This window comes from Lysinibacillus sp. CNPSo 3705 (assembly GCF_028674935.1).
Classification (GTDB): domain Bacteria; phylum Bacillota; class Bacilli; order Bacillales_A; family Planococcaceae; genus Lysinibacillus.
On record NZ_JAQZSD010000042.1, the window covers coordinates 41,378 to 60,809 of the forward strand.

General features: G+C 35.7%; 15 protein-coding genes. 13 read left to right on the top strand and 2 right to left on the bottom strand.

Features of this window, described 5'->3' with window-relative positions; genetic code table 11:
* Nucleotides 1–26: 26 nt before the first annotated feature.
* The 4 genes from hfq to PVA17_RS16900 all read left to right on the top strand — a co-directional run bounded on the left by hfq (nt 27) and on the right by PVA17_RS16900 (nt 2,052).
* Nucleotides 27–257, top strand: coding sequence for an RNA chaperone Hfq (gene hfq, locus PVA17_RS16885; protein WP_132357323.1), 231 nt, complete (start codon nt 27–29; stop codon nt 255–257).
* 99 nt (nt 258–356) lie between these two features.
* Complete coding sequence (locus PVA17_RS16890; RefSeq protein WP_132357322.1) at nt 357–659, top strand: rhodanese-like domain-containing protein; 303 nt, start codon at nt 357–359, stop codon at nt 657–659.
* 311 nt (nt 660–970) lie between these two features.
* The gene (locus PVA17_RS16895) at nt 971–1,465 is read left to right on the top strand and encodes a DUF6584 family protein (protein WP_132357864.1); all 495 of its coding nucleotides are present in this window, start codon (nt 971–973) and stop codon (nt 1,463–1,465) included.
* A 329-nt stretch (nt 1,466–1,794) separates the two neighbouring features.
* Nucleotides 1,795–2,052, top strand: coding sequence for a hypothetical protein (locus PVA17_RS16900; RefSeq protein ID WP_132357321.1), 258 nt, complete (start codon nt 1,795–1,797; stop codon nt 2,050–2,052).
* A 229-nt stretch (nt 2,053–2,281) separates the two neighbouring features.
* Here PVA17_RS16900 and PVA17_RS16905 read toward each other — a convergent pair whose 3' ends face one another.
* On the bottom strand, nt 2,282–3,343 hold the full coding sequence (locus PVA17_RS16905; protein ID WP_132357320.1) for a hypothetical protein: 1,062 nt from the start codon (nt 3,341–3,343) through the stop codon (nt 2,282–2,284).
* A 72-nt stretch (nt 3,344–3,415) separates the two neighbouring features.
* Here PVA17_RS16905 and PVA17_RS16910 point away from each other — a divergent pair, with 72 nt between their 5' ends.
* The 5 genes from PVA17_RS16910 to PVA17_RS16930 all read left to right on the top strand — a co-directional run bounded on the left by PVA17_RS16910 (nt 3,416) and on the right by PVA17_RS16930 (nt 7,270).
* A complete protein-coding gene (locus PVA17_RS16910) occupies nt 3,416–3,865 on the top strand; it encodes an RHS repeat-associated core domain-containing protein (RefSeq protein WP_274068351.1) in 450 nt (149 codons plus the stop codon).
* A gap of 99 nt (nt 3,866–3,964) precedes the next feature.
* Nucleotides 3,965–4,363 carry a hypothetical protein gene (locus tag PVA17_RS16915; RefSeq protein ID WP_274068352.1) on the top strand — a complete coding sequence of 133 codons (399 nt, stop codon included), beginning with the start codon at nt 3,965–3,967 and terminating at the stop codon, nt 4,361–4,363.
* A gap of 343 nt (nt 4,364–4,706) precedes the next feature.
* On the top strand, nt 4,707–5,573 hold the full coding sequence (locus PVA17_RS16920) for an RHS repeat domain-containing protein (RefSeq protein WP_274068353.1): 867 nt from the start codon (nt 4,707–4,709) through the stop codon (nt 5,571–5,573).
* 22 nt (nt 5,574–5,595) lie between these two features.
* A complete protein-coding gene (locus tag PVA17_RS16925; protein ID WP_274068354.1) occupies nt 5,596–6,105 on the top strand; it encodes a DUF2247 family protein in 510 nt (169 codons plus the stop codon).
* A gap of 925 nt (nt 6,106–7,030) precedes the next feature.
* Nucleotides 7,031–7,270, top strand: a complete 240-nt coding sequence (locus PVA17_RS16930; protein WP_274068355.1) for a hypothetical protein — start codon at nt 7,031–7,033, stop codon at nt 7,268–7,270.
* Nucleotides 7,271–7,913: 643 nt separating this feature from the next.
* On the opposite strand, the gene PVA17_RS16935 is transcribed toward PVA17_RS16930, so the two are convergent.
* Nucleotides 7,914–10,865, bottom strand: a complete 2,952-nt coding sequence (locus PVA17_RS16935) for an ATP-binding protein (protein WP_274068356.1) — start codon at nt 10,863–10,865, stop codon at nt 7,914–7,916.
* A 537-nt stretch (nt 10,866–11,402) separates the two neighbouring features.
* Between PVA17_RS16935 and PVA17_RS16940 the strand changes: the two genes are divergently transcribed.
* The 4 genes from PVA17_RS16940 (at nt 11,403) to PVA17_RS16955 (ending at nt 19,336) form a co-directional block, all read left to right on the top strand.
* Nucleotides 11,403–12,560, top strand: coding sequence for a response regulator (locus PVA17_RS16940; protein ID WP_274068357.1), 1,158 nt, complete (start codon nt 11,403–11,405; stop codon nt 12,558–12,560).
* A gap of 763 nt (nt 12,561–13,323) precedes the next feature.
* Nucleotides 13,324–17,493, top strand: coding sequence for an S-layer homology domain-containing protein (locus PVA17_RS16945; protein WP_274068358.1), 4,170 nt, complete (start codon nt 13,324–13,326; stop codon nt 17,491–17,493).
* Nucleotides 17,494–17,984: 491 nt separating this feature from the next.
* On the top strand, nt 17,985–18,857 hold the full coding sequence (locus tag PVA17_RS16950; RefSeq protein WP_132357309.1) for a DMT family transporter: 873 nt from the start codon (nt 17,985–17,987) through the stop codon (nt 18,855–18,857).
* A gap of 200 nt (nt 18,858–19,057) precedes the next feature.
* On the top strand, nt 19,058–19,336 hold the full coding sequence (locus PVA17_RS16955; protein ID WP_274068359.1) for a hypothetical protein: 279 nt from the start codon (nt 19,058–19,060) through the stop codon (nt 19,334–19,336).
* The last annotated feature ends 96 nt before the right edge of the window (nt 19,337–19,432 follow it).

Here is a 19,432-nt window from a genome sequence, read left to right on the forward strand (position 1 = left end):
AAAGAGAGCATAGGGAGGCATATTTGATGAAATCAATTAACTTGCAAGATACATTCTTAAACCATCTACGTAAAAACAATGTTTTTGTAACTGTGTTTTTGTTAAACGGATTTCAGTTAAAAGGAACTGTGAAATCCTATGATAATTTTACAGTTTTATTACTAGATGCTGAAAGCAAGCAACATCTTATTTACAAACACGCTATTTCTACATTTGTTCCAGCAAAGCAAATAGATTTTTTAGAAACAGAAGAATAGAAACTTGAGAGTAAAACAGTTAGTGTTCATGACACTAGCTGTTTTTTTGCCCACAGGCTATAATGTAAGAGGAAATCGACATATTGGAGGACTACACAGATGAAAACTATGGATACAACAGAAATATTAGAACTATTAGATGCGAACGAAGATCTATACATTATTGATGTTCGTGAAGATGATGAAGTAGCACAAGGCATGATTCCCGGTGCGCAGCACATTGCTCTTGGGACAATCCCTGAGCGCTTAGGTGAATTAGATGCTACGAAGCCATACATTATCGTTTGCAAGGCAGGCGGTCGTTCAGCAAATGCATGTGCATACCTAGAAGCTCAAGGCTTTGACGTAACAAACCTTGAAGGCGGCATGCTTGCTTATGATGGAGAGTTAGAATTTAAATAATGGTCGATTAAACCTCGAACGCATTATCAAGACCTAAATTGTAAAAATCATAAAATATATAGGGTGATACATATTAGTCATATATAATATGTATCACCCTTTTACTTCTTGCTCAGTAATCGTACCTGACTTAAACGAGGGCAGTTAATAAGGAAAAAATTACATATATAAAATAAGGCCATACATTGTTAAGATTTGATAGGCTACGTATTCTATGGAAAAAATTAGAGTGGGAACGTTTTTACTAACCGTGCAGAATACTATTGAAAAATAATAAGAGTAAAGAATTAGGACATAAGAAGGTGTTTTTTATTGAAAAGAAAATTTCAAAGACTTTAAAACGAATAGAAGAGGATATTAAAAATGATGATTTAGGGAAAGCAAGGGATAGATTACACGGATTAATAGCAACCTTTCCGAATGAATTAGAACTCCGTAAAAAGTTGGGAGACATTTATTTCGAGTTAAAATATCCTGCAATGGCTGGTCGATATTGGTATTTAGAAAAGAATAAGACGCCAGAAATGGTACATGCGTGTATTGAATTTGAAAGCTCTATGGGAAATGACATTAATAATATAGCAAGAGCTTTAAAGTATAAAGGTGATATTGAACTTTTAAAAGGACTGGATTTAGACCCAGCACTTTTATCTATCAATAAAGTAAAAGAAAAATTAGTAGAAGAACCAGATGCTTCAATAGAGGGTGAACATAACTGGATTATTTTTGGTTGTCTTTCAATCATAATTTTAATATTTATTTTTGCATTGGTTGGCATTTATACATTTCTTAAATGGATATTTTAAAATTTCAATAGAGGATAATCGAAAGAGATTTTTTACTAACGAGATGCAATAGCTGAAAAGTGGGGCTGTATTGTATAAGGTACATAGAAATAGTGTTAATTTAAGAAGTAAATATTTCTAATTGTATGGAGCAGTCATGTTGATGAATGAAGTAATGACAAGTGCTAAAGAAATGATTCAAAGGTCTGGGACATCCTATAGGATAACCTCAATGAAAAACTAGATATTAAACTTCCAAAATGGTTGATAGAATTAATGACTACGGTAGAAGTTTGTGATAGTAAATTGGTAGTTCCTCTAGATGAAGAAGCTGAATTGCAATAGAATTCTTGAATCCAGAGAGTATTAGTAAAGAATGTTTATTATATGTTCCAGGATGCGCAGTACATAAAAACGGTTATATTTGTATCGGTTTAGAAATAGGTATTGGAAATCCATACGCAATAAATATACATGAAGGAAATAATCCTCCTGTCTATTTATTAGATCATGAAGACGGTGAAGAGACTGAAATGATAATTGACAATAAACTAACTGTTGTAAACAGATTATCCGACCTTTTCCTAGTTGCAACCATAAAAAAGTAAAATTGTTGAATAGCACTTTTAAGACTTGATTTAGATCATTGAGTTACATACAGTAGCTTTATTTTTGAATAGATAAAGCTCAAATAATTAGTGCTACCCAATATAGCAGTTTTACCGTTTTCCCTAGTTTTACGTTGCAAGAAATGAATATTTTATAGAGAACCCTGTAGCTCATCGGAGAATTTCCGATAAGTACAGGGTTCCTTTATTTAACGAGAAATTCTTTAAATTACTCTGTAATCAGTATCGCCGCTGGGGTGTTAAGCGAGCCAGCTGTAGAAGTATAGACTGAATGTGTAACACTAGTTCCTTTAGGTATAGTAAATGTAGCAATCCGAACACCTTGGGTATTGGAAGCCAATGTAGGAACACCGTAAGTTGGACCATTGTTCCAACGTACAGCGCCGCCGTATGAACCTCCACGACCTGTCAAATAGACCTTTAATGCCTTATCGGCTTGAGTTGGGTTTTTGAAAGTGATATTCGCCTTGTAAATAACACCATAATGCCCCTTATTAGTTGCTACAGCTTCGCTAGGCATATAGCTAGTGTCTTTAGTCATTAAGTTATCATTTTCTCCATTATTTATGGAGAAACTTTTATTGCCGTCTCCGACAGTATATAGAGCAGCAGCGCCATCTGAAGTACCATAGCCGTCGATATTGGAAAAGTTCCAAGAACCACGCGGATGAGTTCCAACTGGTGACACAACTGCATTTTGATTACTACGAAGATCGGCAGTAGTACTTTTAGCAGCTACTGTTCTGACTTTATAAGACATTGGAGAACTAGACGATAACGTAAACTCAATAATTCCACCCACCAAATAACCATTTGGTACTTTCCATTCTTTCACTAATCCAACTTTCCCCGCTGCAATGGAACTATCAACCGGAGAACTAGGCGTTAATGTATTTCCGAGTAAAGCTTTTGCGGCACATTTCCCATGAGCTACAAAGTTGGTAATAGTCTCGACACAGTCTTTAACACCAGAGACTTGATAAGTACTGCCACTTGAACCATTACCAATGGTAACACCGAACTTGATAGTCGCACCTGTGTTATTTAGATGCCAAACAAACATTCGATAAGTTACACTCTTTAATCCAGATGCAGTATCAGCCCAAAGCGTTGCAAAACCATTAGTAAATGGAACAGAGCTACTAATAGTTTCTGGATTATCAGACAAGAAAAAACGTTGATTATTACTTGTTTTACCGTACAATTTTAAAGATGGTACCACATTTGGGATTGTCACAGCAGTTAAATCAGATTGAGAACATGAAGCCATTATTATTTCCTCCTAAAAGTTATTTGAGATGTGAGACTAGTGGATGTCGTTGATTAAGGTTATCCACGAACCTTGTTATCAACGATTTCTCGCACTCATATAATTAAAGTGATTAAGAGGGGGAATAAAACAACCTTCATTTTATTTTTTTTGCAATCGATTAGGCTACTTCAAAATGGTGTAACCGCTGCGACATACGATTATGATCTATGGGGTAACCTACTATCAGCTGAACCAACCGACAGTCGTATAAAAGGACAACCTATTCGCTACGCGGGCTATGTCTACGATATCGAAACAAAGCTCTACTATTTACAAGCTCGTTACTACGATCCAGCAACAGCACGTTTCATCTCTCGTGACCCAGATCCGGGAGACGAAGATGACCCTGTTACAATGAACGGTTACACATATGGGGATGATAATCCTATAACGAAAACAGACCCAGACGGCAAATGGGTGTGGGTTGTTGTTAACGCCGGCTTGTACGCCTTCAAAGTGCTAGCTCGACACAGATGCTAGATTTTAGGAGCAGGAAGAATAGTTTATACCAAAAAAGGTGGTAAAATTAATATAATTGAAGTACTAGATGACCATAATTACCAAAAGAGGCGATGAAAAATGAGTATGAAGCATATAATTTTAGAATTATATTGCTCTAAAAGTACCGCAATTGATAAAGAGATTGAAGAAGTACCTTCATATTGTAAAAATGGATTTGGTGAGCCTGGCTATCACTGTTTTGAAAATGGTTGTAAGCATATTGGATTTACATATGCACCTCATGAAATAGCGTATTCAGCAGAATTTGGAGAAGTGCCCGATTTAGGTGCGTGGATTGGATTTGGTGGTGAGATGGCTCCATTTGATGCTGATGAAAGTAAAATCTCTGAGTTGAAAAAAATATGGGAAGATGTTTGTCGTAAGAAAATCGATGAAGCCTATGATGAGTACTTTAAGAAAACAGGAATAGAAAAAGAAGTATATTTAACCTTGAAGGAAAACTCCTTAAATAACTAAGTAGCCACCTGGCTGTTTTTTTAGTTTTGGTAGTTATAAAAGTAACTATATATTCTTCAACTGCCTATATAATGGCCACATAAAGACTACTTCTTGGTGAAGTGAACCCTGTCAAGTAGACAGTAAAAAAGCACATTTAAGCAGCCTGAGTCCTATATTGATAGGGGTCAGGTTGTTTAATTTCTTTTGGAAACGTTGATTAGATCCTCTTGCAGAGAAGCTAGGGCAGGAGTAGATTTAGGATTAAATATATTTAATTAATTTATTCCTAAGGGCTTACGAAAATCGAAAACAGACGGTGCAACAACGTATCATTATTACTATGATGGTTCTAATTTAGTCCGTGTCACAGATACGAACCAAAAAACGATTTGGGCGATTACTTAAGAACAACGGCAAAGTAGTAAGTCTGACAAACGAAACAGGGGAATCATTCGAATACGTAACGAACCACCGTGGTGATGTCGTACGCATTCTAGACCAAAATGGTACAACTGTTGCAACATACGATTATGATCCATGGGGCAACTTACTATCAGCTGAACCAACTGACAGTCGTATAAAAGGGCAACCAATTCGCTACGCAGGCTATGTCTACGATGCCGAAACAAAGCTATACTATTTACAAGCTCGATACTACGATCCAGCAACAGCACGTTTTATCTCTCGTGACCCCGATCCAGGAGACGAAGATGACCCTGTTACAATGAACGGTTACACATATGGAGATGATAATCCAATAACGAAAACAGACCCAGATGGCAAATGGGTATGGCTCGTTATCAACGCAGGTTTTGCGATCTACGATGGTTATAAAGCGTATAAAGCAGGGAAAAACAAAAAACAAATTGCCTGGGCAGTGGCATCGAATTTTATTGGCATTGGACATGTAAAGTGTGTTTATCGTGCGACAAAGATAATCCGAAATATAAATCACCCAGTAACAACTACAAAAAAAGTTGGTAGTGCATTAAAAAATGATAAATATCATAATTTTAGCAATATAGTTGACAACTATGCTAGGTATGGAACGAAATTTAAGATTAGAGGAGGAGATAAAAGGTACAGAACACTTTATCAAGTAAAGGGAAGTTATAATGGCAAGAAGGGAATATTTGAATGGATTATTGATCCTAAAAAAGGGATGACCCATAGATTATTTATTGCTGGGGGGAAAATAACTGGGAAACCTAATCAACGTGTAAAATAGTGAATGTTAGAAAGGGTTATTTATGGAATATTTAACGATATTGAAAGAGCATAAAATTAACATTAATATTGAAACAATTATAATAGGCTTTAATCAAGGAATTTTATCTGAGCAAGATATAGAAAATATTGCAACAAAATATCTAGAAGAAAACCCAAAATCACCAGTTAATGAAATCATAGAATTAGCATGGGGGAATTTAGAAAAGTATAAAATAATCATATTACTCGAAGAAATAAAAAAAAGAACAGAAATTTCGTTCGATAAAAATTTAGAAATGAAAAAATGGCGATTTAGTAAATTAATAAAAATAAACGAAATGTATAAAGGGGAGGAATTGTTAGAGAAAATTGCTGAGTTATATGCAGAGTTTAACTATCCTGAAGATATGGAAAACCTAATTTATTATATGCCTCCAAAGAAAAGTGTAAAGAATAAATCGAATAAAAAAGTGAACTCAAATAAAAATCTTTTTGTAAGATTTTCTGAGTTTTTAGAAATGGAAAAAGAAATTTTGCTGAAAGTCGGTTAATAAAACAAGGCAGAACAATAATATTTAACTTAAATTTATTAATAGGAGTGATATTTACCGCTTGTTTACGGAGGATTTCCACTTGTTAGCGAAACGGAAGACGATGGTTTTATTTATGGCACAATAACCGACCATTTTGATTTTGAGTGTGAGGAAGATGATAGTTGTACTTCAGGGGACGGGTTTGTTCAAGCACCTGACGGGAGTAGAGCAGGAGCTATATGGGAGATAGAAAAGGAACCCTCTTTATCTATTTGTATTGAGCCAGAAAAAGATAGATGGGGAGTTTACAATGTAAGTTTTGTTAAACCAATAAAATCAATGGATGACTTAATTTTTAATTTTAGAACAGTGTTACCGTTGATAAAAGAGGCATACTACCATGCAAAGGATAGAAAATAAATAGTATTTAAAATGAAGGAAACCCTGTATAGGTGTTTCCTTTATTTTAATCCATCAACAATAATTGGTATGCAAGTAAAGTTCCTACAAGGAGTAAATTATTTAAACAGGCGTATGTAGAAACTGGTGATGGAAAATTTGAAGATTTGGATTTGTCTCCGCAGTCCCTAGGATGTATTAAGGTACAGTTTAGTGAAAAGTAGATTTATAATAATTTTAACTATCTTGCTAAGGAAGAATATAATGAGTTCAAAAAAGATTAGAGGACGCTAAAGAAAATGGAGAAATTTTATTAAATATCTTACTAAGATAACATCGAATTATCCTGTTAGATTGGGGAGATATAGTCTTACATCTTTCTATAAGAAATAAATATTGTTTTAATGTAAAACTAAAATAGACACTTTTAAAGTCCATAATTCGTGTAAAATAATGCGGACATGTTCGGATATATTTGTACATTGTCCGCATTTTTAGCGAGTATAAAGGCGATTACTATTGTACAGCGTAAGGAGTAGATTAAATGAACTATTATGAATTTAAAGTAAAATGGTGTAGAGTTTGTGATCAAGGTTGGGTAGAAATAGTAAAAGATAAAGAGAATCAAAACCTATTACTTCGATGTTCTGAATGTGAGTCACAATGGGATGGTGTGGAAGAATTATCTAGTGGTAAATTTAAAAAAGATGAGGTGGAGGTAATAAAGCCTGAAAGGAAAGAAATAATAAAAAAGGGCTGGGTTAAACACATAACTTTAGGATAGGGAATCTCTGAGTTCCAGATGAGACCGTGGATATAAAGTGGGTTGATTTTTAGGAAACATAGTAATTACACCGCATGTAGAGATCAGAAGAGTGGGGAATAACCTTAGAAACTATTTGTAGTGACGTTGAACAATAGGATATCACCGTTGATAAAGGTATTGAAGAAACTAGAATATTTATGGAAATGGATAAATCACTTTAGGTAGAAATAGGCACCAAAATTGGTCCAGTTAAAACGGCTTCTTTGGGGGGTGTAAAGTGGATATATTCATCAGATTGGCGATTTAGATGATTTAAATAAAGTATATGCACTACTCAATCATGCATCTGATATGCAAGAAATATTTTTTATCCAATGATAGATGGGGAAAATTGTTCGAGTGTTGAAAGTTTATTTAAAGAATTTGCTATAAATTTTAAATTCCCGGATTATAAAATCGCTTTTATCAGGGGCGTTTGGCATGCCTCCCTTTTATGTTCAATTTTTCTTTCGGTTAAAAAAACTTCTTTTATGTACACCATAACAACCAAAGAAAGACTAGGCTTCCTTGTGAGCCTAGTCTTTTTTGATAATAAAGCGGATAGGATTACGAAAGTGACAGATAAAGTCCTCGAACTGACGGAAGTTCGACATATACCTCATTATTTTTTTGGAATGGAGAATGAGATGGTTGTGCCTTGACCAATGACACTGTCTACAACTAATTCCACGCCAAATAATTGCTTCAGGCGTTGTTCCGTATTTATGAGCCCTACGCTCGTTTTCTTGTGAGAAGTCTTTGGCTCAAATCCAACACCATTATCTGAAATGCCTATTGTAAAATGGTCTTTTACTTCTTGAATAGAAATGGTCACAGTACCACCCTCCCGTAGCGGTAAAATGCCATGCTGAATAGCATTTTCGACAAGGGTTTGTATGGAAAGCGGAGGAACAAAGAGCTCCATTTCATTTGGCAAATCCCAAACTACATGTACCCTGTCACCAAAGCGTATTTGTTCAATGGCAAGATAGGCACGAACAAGCTTTAATTCATAGTCAATGGGCACGACTAAATCGACATTTTGGAAATCGAAGCTTGTTTGTAGATAGTCACTAAAGGCAAGTAGTAATTCTTCCATTTTCTCTTCATCTATTCCATGTAAAGAAATAATAGAGTTAATCGTATTGAAGAAAAAGTGTGGCTGAATTTGTGCCTGAAGCCATGCAGCCTCAATGCGCAGACGTTCCTCACTAGATTGCTTAACTTGAATAAGCGCTTGAACACGTGATTTAAGCTCCATATATTCCATTGGTTTTTTTACATAATCATTGGCACCACTTAAAAATGCTAGTCGAATATCTTCACTTTGTTGTCGAGCTGTTAAGAACAATAAAGGTAGCTCTGAGATAGAGAATTTTTCACGAATATGCTTGGCCAAGTCATAGCCAGACATATGCGGCATCATAATATCAGAAATAACTAAATCATAGTTATTGTTTTGAAGCATATCGAGAGCCTCTGCCCCACTTAAAGCCGTTTCTATTTCAAAGGAATCCGTTGAAAATGCATTGACAAGTACTTGTAAGTTTACAGCGTCATCGTCAACAATGAGAATTCTTGCATGGCTAGTTACTAAAGAGTTTGTTTCTGGAGTAGCAGCAATATTGTATTCTCTCGAAAGATCATATTTGATGGATGCAGGATCCTTCTCAACATTTAATTCACTGTCTTCCACATTCTGCGACTTCGCTAATGGTAATGAGAAAGTAAAGGTTGAGCCCCTACCAACAGTAGACGATACCGACATTGTTCCACCATGTAAGGAAACAAGCTCTTGGCAAATGGTTAAGCCTAATCCAAGTCCGCCACCAATGGAAGTCATTGTCGAATCCACTTGTTCATATGGCTCAAATACGCTTTCTTGCATATTTTTATCAATACCAATCCCCGTATCTGTAACGGAGATGTATAGTTGTTTCCCAACTACTTGGGCATCAATCGTAATGGAACCTTGTTCAGTGAATTTAATGGCATTATGAATTAAGTTCGCAAAAATTTGAATTAGCCGTGTCTCGTCGGCAAAAACAAATGGCGAATTACTGGGTATACGTACGATAAGTTCAATTGGCTTTCCTTTCAGCATAAAACGAAACATATTGCTGACCCCACTTGCGATTTTATAAGCATTCAAAGGTTTTAGTTGTAGTTGAAGAGTTTTTTCTTTTAACTTTACTAAATCCAATAAATCATCTAACAAGTGGGTCATATGGTTTCCGATTCTTACCATTAGTTTTAAATCATTTTGATCGTCTTTATCTACCTGCTTAGCTAACATCGTTTGGGCAATACTCATCATGCCATGCAAAGGGTTGCGCAGTTCATGAGAGGTATTTGCCAGAAAATAATCTTTTGTAGTTATTTCTTTTTTTAATTTCGCAGAAAGCTTTTCTGTTTGTAAGGTTGTTTGAAAATAACTTGTAAACCAAAATCCAGATAATGCAGTTATTCCAATTAATATATCAAAAGGATAATGACTATAAGGGAACGCTGTATTCTGTCTTAAAGGTAAAAATAATGAATTGGTTGCCATTGCTGTTCCTGTTAATAATAAAAATATGACGCCTTTTTGACCTTTTAAAGCTATAATCAATGTGAAAATAGTTATAATAATAGGAGAGACGATAAAAAGTACTATAAATATCATTTTGGTTTTAAAAATATATTCAATGGGAGCTACTACAATAAATAATAAATAGAAAGCACATACCGTTGGGACAATAGTTAATATTTTAGGCTTAGAGTATTCCTTCATCAATTCACGTAGTAATAAAACAAAAAATAACGCATTATGTATATAAGAGAAATAGGTTAGTTTGTTTGCCCAAATCCAATTTATTGGTAAATAATTAAATAATATTCTATTGCTTGAAGTGAGTACCGTTAAACAAGCTGAAATAGTAATCATGGCAAAATAAAATAAAGTTTTATTTCGAATGCCCATACCCCAAAGTAAAATTGCAAATAGTACGTAAATTAGAAAGACTAGGCAAACGGCCATTTGAGTTTCAATGGAAAAAGACTTCGATTGTTCCATTGAGTGTAGATCGCCAAGAATAATTTCCCGTTGAAACCCACCTTGTACATAAGGATTTGTTTGAACACCTTGTATAATAATTTCGCTTTCAATAGTATTAAGCGTAAAATAATAAGTTATAGGTCTGCCAATCGGGGCAGTTTGAGTATGACTCGTTGTAAGATTTCCTAGTCCTCCAATGAATTGACCGTTTATATAAAGCTCATAGGGTGCTAAACCTTCAGGGATCGTAATGCCATACATCTGTGGTGAAGAATGTTCTTTTAAAATTTTTAAACGATATGAACCATAATGAACTTTCTCATTATTTTTAAAATATTGATCCCAAGATTCTGGTTGATTCGTATAAACCTTATTTTGATCAACTGATTGGGCATTTTCTGAAGCGAGGAGGACGTTAGGATAGAATTCCCATTCCCTCTGTAGCTTAACTATGAAATTATGGCTTGTATCAATACTTCTTAAATCCACCGTTCCTTGTATAGCTTCAACTCCTGTTGCAATGTTAGTGAAATTCATCCAAGTAAAATGTAAAAAAGTTAGAAAACAAAAGAATAACCCAGAAACTATAAAAATAGTATTTCTTTTGGAAAATATTTTATTTTTCATCATAAATAATAGTTTACGACAAAAAAGTTTATTTTTCCTTCAAAAGTAATGGTTTTTTTAAAATAAAATAATAGATGTTGTGATAAGGTTGGATTTTTGCTATTTCATTCATAGAACTAAACCTTTTGATCAGATAAATTGTATAGAACCATCTGATAATCTAAGGAATGTTGTGAATCTGGTAATGAGAACTTAAATGTGGACTCTTAAGAAAGATGAAATCTGCAATGTAACTAAACTTAAGCCTAGTTCAAGATCACCATTAATTAATAATCTGAATCCGAGTAGTATCTGCTAAGAAAGGTGGTAAATCTTTCAGTATGTTAATAAGCTCTATTGGCTTTTCTTTGATCATAAAAAGGAAATACAGGTTATTAATTTAGCGAGGTTATATACCTTTTTCAGATGAAGCGTAGTAAGATGATTAGCATTAAAGGAGAATATGTTATGAAGATTGTGATAGTAGATGATGAGCATCTACCATTAAAAAGACTAAAAAACTTACTTGAAAAAAGTAATGTCCCGGAAATCGACATAGTTGGAGAATATACAAATTCTCTAGAAGCGATTGCTCAAATACAAACTCTTCAACCTGATGTTGTATTTTTAGATATTGTAATGCCTGATATGGACGGACTAGAACTTAGTGAAAAAATTCAAGAACTGTTACCAAACGTGGAAATTGTCTTTACTACAGGCTTTGATAAATATGCGATAGATGCTTTTAATTTGCATGCTATAGATTATCTACTAAAGCCTGTGCAAAAGATACGTTTACACAAAACATTGGAACGACTTCAACGGATTATCGAAAAGAATCAGCCAAACACAACTGAGCAAAAAATGATTCAGCTATTGGGGGGGCTGAAGATAGTAATGGCAAATGGTGATGCACACGTAATGAAGTGGCGTACATCAAAAGCAAAAGAATTGTTTGCTTATATGCTTACCCATCGTAATGAAATAATTCATCGAGACCTTATTTTGGAGCTATTTTGGCCAGAAATTGATATGGAAAAGGCCATTAAACAGCTTTATACAGTTATTTATACCATCCGTCAAACTTTGGGGAATTATGGGTTAGATGGAGTGAAAATCGCCAGTCCATTATTGAATTCAGGCTATAAATTATTGATAGAAAATGTTGTAATCGATGTAGAGCAATGGCTAACACAATTAAAATCTTTACCACCACTCGAACAGGGTACAACAAAGGAGCATGAGCAAGTATTTCAAAGTTATACAGGGGATTATTTAGGGGATAGCGATTATTTATGGTCGGAAAGCGAAAAAGAACGACTAAGACGTTTATGGGTATCCCATGCGCAACAATTAAGTGAATATTATATTAAAAATGAGAACTACCTTGCTGCTTTGAAGGTTCAAGAAAAAGTGCAGTTATTTTCCCCTGATGAGGAAGATAGCTATTTTACGTTGATGAGGCTCTATCATTTACTGAACAATGCAGCTGCTGTTGAGGAGCAATATTGGCTATTAAAGAACATGCTAAAGGATGTAGCAATGGAGCCAAGTGAGGAAGTTGAAAGATGGTATCGAGGCTTTAGAAAAATGAGTGCGATTTCGCTGGTAGAAGTTTTAGGTTGATACGAGTATGAAAAAGGTTAGACATAACTGGTCAAAAACTTAAAAAATGGTTCATAAGATCACATTCTTTAGCGTGAGGCTTCCTTCTCTTCATAACTTACCCCTCCTTAAAACCGTTCAACTTTGTTCAAAAGAAATTTCCTTTTATAATAAAAAGATATTTGGTATTAGTAAATATTTACTTGTTTAATCATAAAAAGAAAACCAATCAGTTGTGCTATATAAGAAGACTTGTAAAGTTAATAAAAATTTTATGAGAAAAAAGGCGATGTGAAATAACGACATTGCCTTTTTTGTTGTAGAAGCTTGTATAACCAATGTCTAAAGAGCACATTGTGACTGTAAAGGTTTTGTATAGGTCGATATTTTATAGTTAAAAGTCAAGGAATCTGTCGAAAAAACCCAGATATCTTGGATAGATATAGTTCATACAAGGAGGTTGAGAAGTTTTATTCTAAAAAACTATGATACTTTTTCAAAGATTGGAGGAACAAACTTACAAACTAAAAAGCAACGAATATGGTAGAAACGATTGCTTAACAGATTTCTTGCCACAGCATTAGTCACGAGTAGCGTTCCTTGTGTTACTCCACAAAAAGCAAAAGCAGCTCCTACTGTTAGTTAAGTAGGGTCACATTGGGTATAAATGATGGACTTTGATTTTGTATCTTATAGAGATATTGAGAAAAGTTCAAAAGTGATAGCGGTGCAAGAAGCAGAAATAAATTGAAAACAACTAGAAGTTTTTGATGGAGGTTTAAAGGTGCAAACGAAACAGAAGAAATGGTGGCAACGTTCTTTAGCATTGATGCTCTCGCTCGTACTAATCGTCAGCAGTTTTACGATGATAGGAGTTCCTGAAAAGGTGCAGGCGGCGGAGCTTCCTAAGGAAGTTTATGTAGCTAATAATGGTGATGATGCAAATGGTGATGGGACTTCAGCGAATCCGTATGCGACATTGAACAAAGCTTATTCAGCTATTCCTATCAATGGTGAGGGAACTATCTATATCAAGGATGATATTGAGATAGGTAATGACAATATAAAATATACTACATTTAATGCAAATAAAACAGTTACACTAACTTCAGAAAGCTCGACTCCTGCTGTAATTCAGCGTACTGGTAACCATAGTAATGCCTCATATGATGTAATCGTATCTGTTACGAATGGTACAATTATTTTAAAAAATATTATTTTTGACGGTGGTGCCAAAGAGCTCACTCCTCCTAAAAGTCAAGGAAGATTAATTAATGTTCAGGGGAATACGGCAAAATTGATTATTGATGACGGTACGATTATACGTAACAATATCACTGGAAATGTCATATATATGTTTCCGGGAACTATAAAAATGATTGGTGGGGAGATTAAAGAAAATGGTAGTACTACAAATAAAAGTGGTGCAATCATTTTAAGTAATGCTGCGTCAACATTCGAGATGACTGGAGGCGAAATCACTAGCAATATTGGTGGTGGAGTTGATGTGAACGCTGGTAAAATTTCTATTTCGGGCGATGCAGTCATCACGGGGAATACAAAAGGGGAAGCTGAGCAAAATGTTTATTTGAAAGCTCCTTCACTTCTTACTTTAGACGGTAACTTTACTGGAAAAGCTGGAATTACCGCTCAAGATCGTATGATTGTGGGAAGTCAGTTTGGACAAGCAACAGAAGCCGGTTTGAAAGGGCTTGGGAATCTATATGCCGATAACAATCCAGATCTTTTTGCTGCCTATGATGGAGCGAATAGTTTGATATGGGGGGCATTGGCTTTAACCTCGCCAACAGGCACAGTGACAACAGGTAAACCAACATTTACAGGTACAGCCGCACCAGGCTCGGAAGTTACTGTAAAAGTAGGAGATATCACCTTAACAGCAACAGCAGATGCAGATGGAAACTGGAGTGTAACACCAAGCACAAATATTCCAGATGGAGTGTATAAAGTAGGGGTAACCGCATTAAAAGGTGAAACGTATTTTGGTCCGGTAACAAAAGAGATTACAATAGATACAAAACAATATGTAGACTATGTAGAAGTTTCAGAAGTTACAGAGATTCTTCCAAACAGCGTGACATACGATAGCTCTACAGGTAAATTTACTGTACCAACAGATCTAGATTCATTCACATTCAAAGATGGTACTAAACAAATGCAAGCTACAAAAGAAAAAGATGGTACATGGGTGTTTACTGAAGTACCAGCTGTTGATAAAACAGCGCTTCAAGCAAAAGTAGCAGCAGGTTTAAATGAATCAGACTATACAACAGACACATGGGCTGCTTACGAAAAAGAATTAGCAAAAGCTCAAGCAGTATTAGGCAATGCCAATGCAACACAAGCAGAGGTGGATAAAGCGTTAGTTGATTTAACAACAGCCCAACAGGCATTACAAAAAGTATCGGGTGTTGATAAAGCGCCACTTCAAGCTAAAGTAGATGAAGCAAAAGGTTTAGTCGCATCAAAGTACACGCCAGAAACATGGGCAAACTACCAAAATCAATTAAAAGCAGCGCAAGCCGTATTAGACGATGTGGATGCAACACAAACAGAAGTGGATGCGGCACGCGAAGCATTAACAGTAGCTCAAGACAAGTTACAAAAAGTATCGGCTGTTAATAAAGCGCTACTTCAAGCTAAAGTAGATGAAGCAAAAGGTTTAGTCGCATCAAAGTACACGCCAGAAACATGGGCAAACTACCAAAATCAATTAAAAGCAGCCCAAGCTGTATTAGACGATGAGGATGCAACACAAACAGAAGTGGAAGCGGCACGCGAAGCATTAACAGCAGCTCAAGACAAGTTACAAAAAGTATCGGCTGTTGATAAAGCGCTACTTCAAGCTAAAGTAGATGAAGCAAAAGGTTTAGATGCATCAAAGTACATGTCAGAAACATGGGCAAACTACCAAAATCAATTAAAAGCAGCCCAAGCTGTATTAGACGATGAGGATGCAACACAAACAGAAGTGGATGCGGCACGTGAAGCATTAATAGCAGCGCAAGACAAGTTACAAAAAGTATCGGCTGTTAATAAAGCGTTACTTCAAGCTAAAGTAGATGAAGCAAAAGGTTTAGTCGCATCAAAGTACACGCCAGAAACATGGGCAAACTACCAAAATCAATTAAAAGCAGCCCAAAAAGTATTAGACAATGCCAATGCAACACAAGCAGAAGTGGATCAAGCGTTAGCTGACTTAACGGCAGCCAAAAATGCTTTAAGACCTGCTTTAACAACACCAGGTCTAGGCTCATTAGTACCATCACAAGGTGTATTAAGTCCAAGCTTCTCATCAGAAGTGACAAATTATACAATGAACGTTGATTATGCAACATCACAATTATCGTTCTTAGCAACAACAATTAACCCAGGTGCTTCAGTGACGACAACTGTTAATGGGCAGCCAGGTACTCTTGAACAAATTCCTCTACAAGTAGGGGAAAATGTAATTGTCATCACAGTGACAGAATCAAATGGTGATGTGAGACACTATACAATTAAAGTATATCGTGAAGCATACACAGGCGGTGGCGGTGGAGGTGGTACATGGACGCCGAATCCAACACCACCAACAACGACTGAACCGGGCACGACAACAACGAAAATAAAAGTGGCATTAGAAATTGATGGCAACAACCCACTGGAAAAAACAACGGTGGAAATTGAACGTACAAAACATGCCAGCGGTGAAATCACAGACTTCGTGGCATTAACAGAAGCGAATGCCCAAGAAGCTGTAGAAAAAGCACAACAAATTGGCAATAACATCGCACGTATCGTCATTCCAGATGTTAAAGATGAAGTGGATAAAATAACAGTAGAAATTCCAAAGCACTCTCTAAAATTACTACGTGAAAACGGATTATCGTTAGAAATTGCCACAGAGAATGGATTGATTGCGATTCCACTAAGCTCGATGAACGGTGTGGATGACAACTTCTACTTCCGCTTAGTACCTGTGAAGAAGGAAAGTGAGCGCAAGGCAATTGAAGAACGCGCTAGAGTGGAAAAAGTTGTCCGTGAATCACTACAAAGCAAAAATGTACGTGTAGTAGCTCGTCCAATGACGATTGAAACGAATATGCCAAGTCGTCCGGTACAAGTGACACTACCACTAAAAGACTTGAAAGTGCCAACAGCCTCAGCAGAGCGTCAAGTATTCTTAGACCAATTAGCGGTGTTTATTGAACATTCGGATGGCGAGAAAAAAGTTGTATTCCCTGAGATGGTGACAATGCCTAATGGAGAACTTGGTTTACGCTTCATAGTGGACAAGTTTAGCACATTTACAGTTATTCAATTCGAGAAATTAACAGTAAGTAAGCATGAGGCTTATATTAAAGGCTTCCCGAATGGTACGTTTGGTCCTGAGAAAAACGTGACTCGAGCGCAAGTAGCAACGATGATTGCACGTATCTTAGGCTACACAGATGACCAAACAGTAGATTATGCACCATTCAAAGATATTCCAAGTAATCATTATGCAGCAGGAGCTATTGCATTTGTGAAAGAGCGAGGCATTATGAACGGGGATATGAATGGTAATTTCCGTGCAAACGAGAACATTACACGTGCACAAATGGCAACAGTGGTTGCGAACTATAAGCACCTACAAATAGAAGAAGATGTAGAGTTAACATTCAACGATACAAAAGGTCATTGGGCACAATGGATTATTGAAGCAAACCGTATCGCCGGCATTATTAACGGTCGTCAAGATGGAAGCTTCGCACCAGACGAGCACCTAACACGTGCGCAAGCGGTTGTCATGATGAACCGTATGTTTGAACGTGGTCCATTACATGGTGTCACAAAACCAAGCTTCTTAGATACTCAAGCAACACATTGGGCATTTAATGAAATTGAAGAAGCCGCAAATGCTCACGCTTATATTATTAATGAAGATGGGGAAGAACACCTTTCAAAATGATGAACAATAAATACAAACACCTCTTTAATGGAGTGTTGTAATTATTGTGAGGATCAAAGGTACAACTATGAAAAATGACTAGACATCCTTTGTCTAGTCATTTTTCCGTTTAGCCACTTTTTTAGAAACTGTAATTACAGATGTAGTACTTGTTTGGGTGTAGGTACTTGTGATTGCTGTTCTCGGAATGTTTCAATCCTGGAACGGAAGTCCTCATAATATCCTCTTATTAGTTTAGTCTATTTAATGTAGACGAGGGTTTTTCTTATACATTCGAGTTGATATAAGATTGAAGGAGTTCGTTATTGTTTGGTAAAATGTGTTATGATTGCAATATGCAAGGAGGGATTCATATGTATCGAACAATAGCACCCCCAACAATGCCTTTACAGTAGAATCTGCTGTTTAGGCATTCAATAAAAGCTTGCTAATTCTCAATAGATTCTACTGTATATCGAACACTATATACATGTAGAAAGTAGGAATTAGAAATGAGCGGAAAACTATCTTTTATATTATCAATGATTATTTTTGGAGCTGTCGGTGTTTTTGCAAAATATATTAAGTTGCCTTCAAGTGAAATTGCCTTTTGGATGAGTCTCATTGGCTCTATTTTTTTACTATTGGTGTTCCTTTCTAAAAAAGAGAGATTTACGAAAACAACTATTTTGCAAAATAAATGGCCGTTGGTACTTTCGAGCTTTGCCTTATGTGGTAATTGGATTTTCCTTTTCCAGGCGTACAAGGAAACAACCATCGCCAATGCAGCTCTAAGCTACTATTTTGCTCCAGTACTAGTGATTTGTTTGTCACCAATCATTTTAAAAGAAAAAATAATATTGAAAAAAATTTTTTATGTTTGTGTTGCATTAGTAGGACTGTATTTTATCGTTCAAAGCCAAACTACCGAAACAAACGAACATTATATTGGTATTGTCTACGGCCTTATTGCAGCTTGCTTCTATGCAGTAGTAACATTCACCAATAAGTATATTCGTGGATTAAAAGAGCCTGATAATACGATTATTCAACTTACTTTAGCAGCGTTATTCCTTGCTCTTTACCTTTTTGGGACTAATGGGTTCCAAGTAATGCAAATCGATATAAAATCAATTAGTTTACTGATCGCATTGGGCATTGTCCATGCTGGAATCGGCTTCTATCTGTTCTTTTTTGGAATGCGTCATCTAAAAGGGCAAAGTATAGCTATATTAAGCTATATTGATCCACTAACATCATTAGTGATTTCGACGATGATTATAGGAGAAAAAATGGCGCCCCTACAAATACTAGGCGCTATCCTTTTGCTCGGCGCAACATTTCTGAGTGAATTAGATAAAACAAAGACGATATCACAACAATAGATGGACAGGAAGCTTCCTAATGCTTTTTTGGCAGTAGGGAGCTTTTTCGGATATGGAGCATAAAGAGTTGAAAATAGCCATATCAAATTTTAATCATAAATTAGAGTGCTTCTAAAAAAATTGACATTTAGACTCTTGCGAAATACAGTTAAGTATAGTTAACTAAACTAAAGGATAGTTTAGAATAGGAGTTGAGATGATTGAGGTTTTTTGAAGGGGTTTTAATAGCAGTTCATATTTTGTGGCTTTGTTTATTTCTCTATAGATTTGATGTGAAAGTAAAAATAATCACTAATGTCATCGCGCTTATCCTTTTGGTTATTCATTTGGGGCTTGAGGGTTACCGATGGCAAATGGGATTAACCTACATATTATTTATTCTTTTAACTGTATTCACAATGAAGCTATTCATAAAAAGTAACATAGAAAAAGCCACAATTGAAAGAGCGAAAAAAAATAAAAGGAAGGTCAAGAAGTAAAATGTACCCTATAGGATAGACACTTTAAAAAGGTCATCTTATAGGGTCTTTTTGGTTTTTAAGTTTATAATAAGAAAAACAACTATCGGAGCGTAC

Bases quoted from the DNA above. Each gene is read 5' to 3' on its own strand.
- hfq (WP_132357323.1), top strand. From the start codon at position 27: ATGAAATCAATTAACTTGCAAGATACATTCTTAAACCATCTACGTAAA.
- PVA17_RS16890 (WP_132357322.1), top strand. From the start codon at position 357: ATGAAAACTATGGATACAACAGAAATATTAGAACTATTAGATGCGAAC.
- PVA17_RS16905 (WP_132357320.1), bottom strand. From the start codon at position 3,343: ATGGCTTCATGTTCTCAATCTGATTTAACTGCTGTGACAATCCCAAAT.
- PVA17_RS16915 (WP_274068352.1), top strand. From the start codon at position 3,965: ATGAGTATGAAGCATATAATTTTAGAATTATATTGCTCTAAAAGTACC.
- PVA17_RS16925 (WP_274068354.1), top strand. From the start codon at position 5,596: ATGGAATATTTAACGATATTGAAAGAGCATAAAATTAACATTAATATT.
- PVA17_RS16930 (WP_274068355.1), top strand. From the start codon at position 7,031: ATGAACTATTATGAATTTAAAGTAAAATGGTGTAGAGTTTGTGATCAA.
- PVA17_RS16935 (WP_274068356.1), bottom strand. From the start codon at position 10,865: ATGAATTTCACTAACATTGCAACAGGAGTTGAAGCTATACAAGGAACG.
- PVA17_RS16940 (WP_274068357.1), top strand. From the start codon at position 11,403: ATGAAGATTGTGATAGTAGATGATGAGCATCTACCATTAAAAAGACTA.
- PVA17_RS16950 (WP_132357309.1), top strand. From the start codon at position 17,985: ATGAGCGGAAAACTATCTTTTATATTATCAATGATTATTTTTGGAGCT.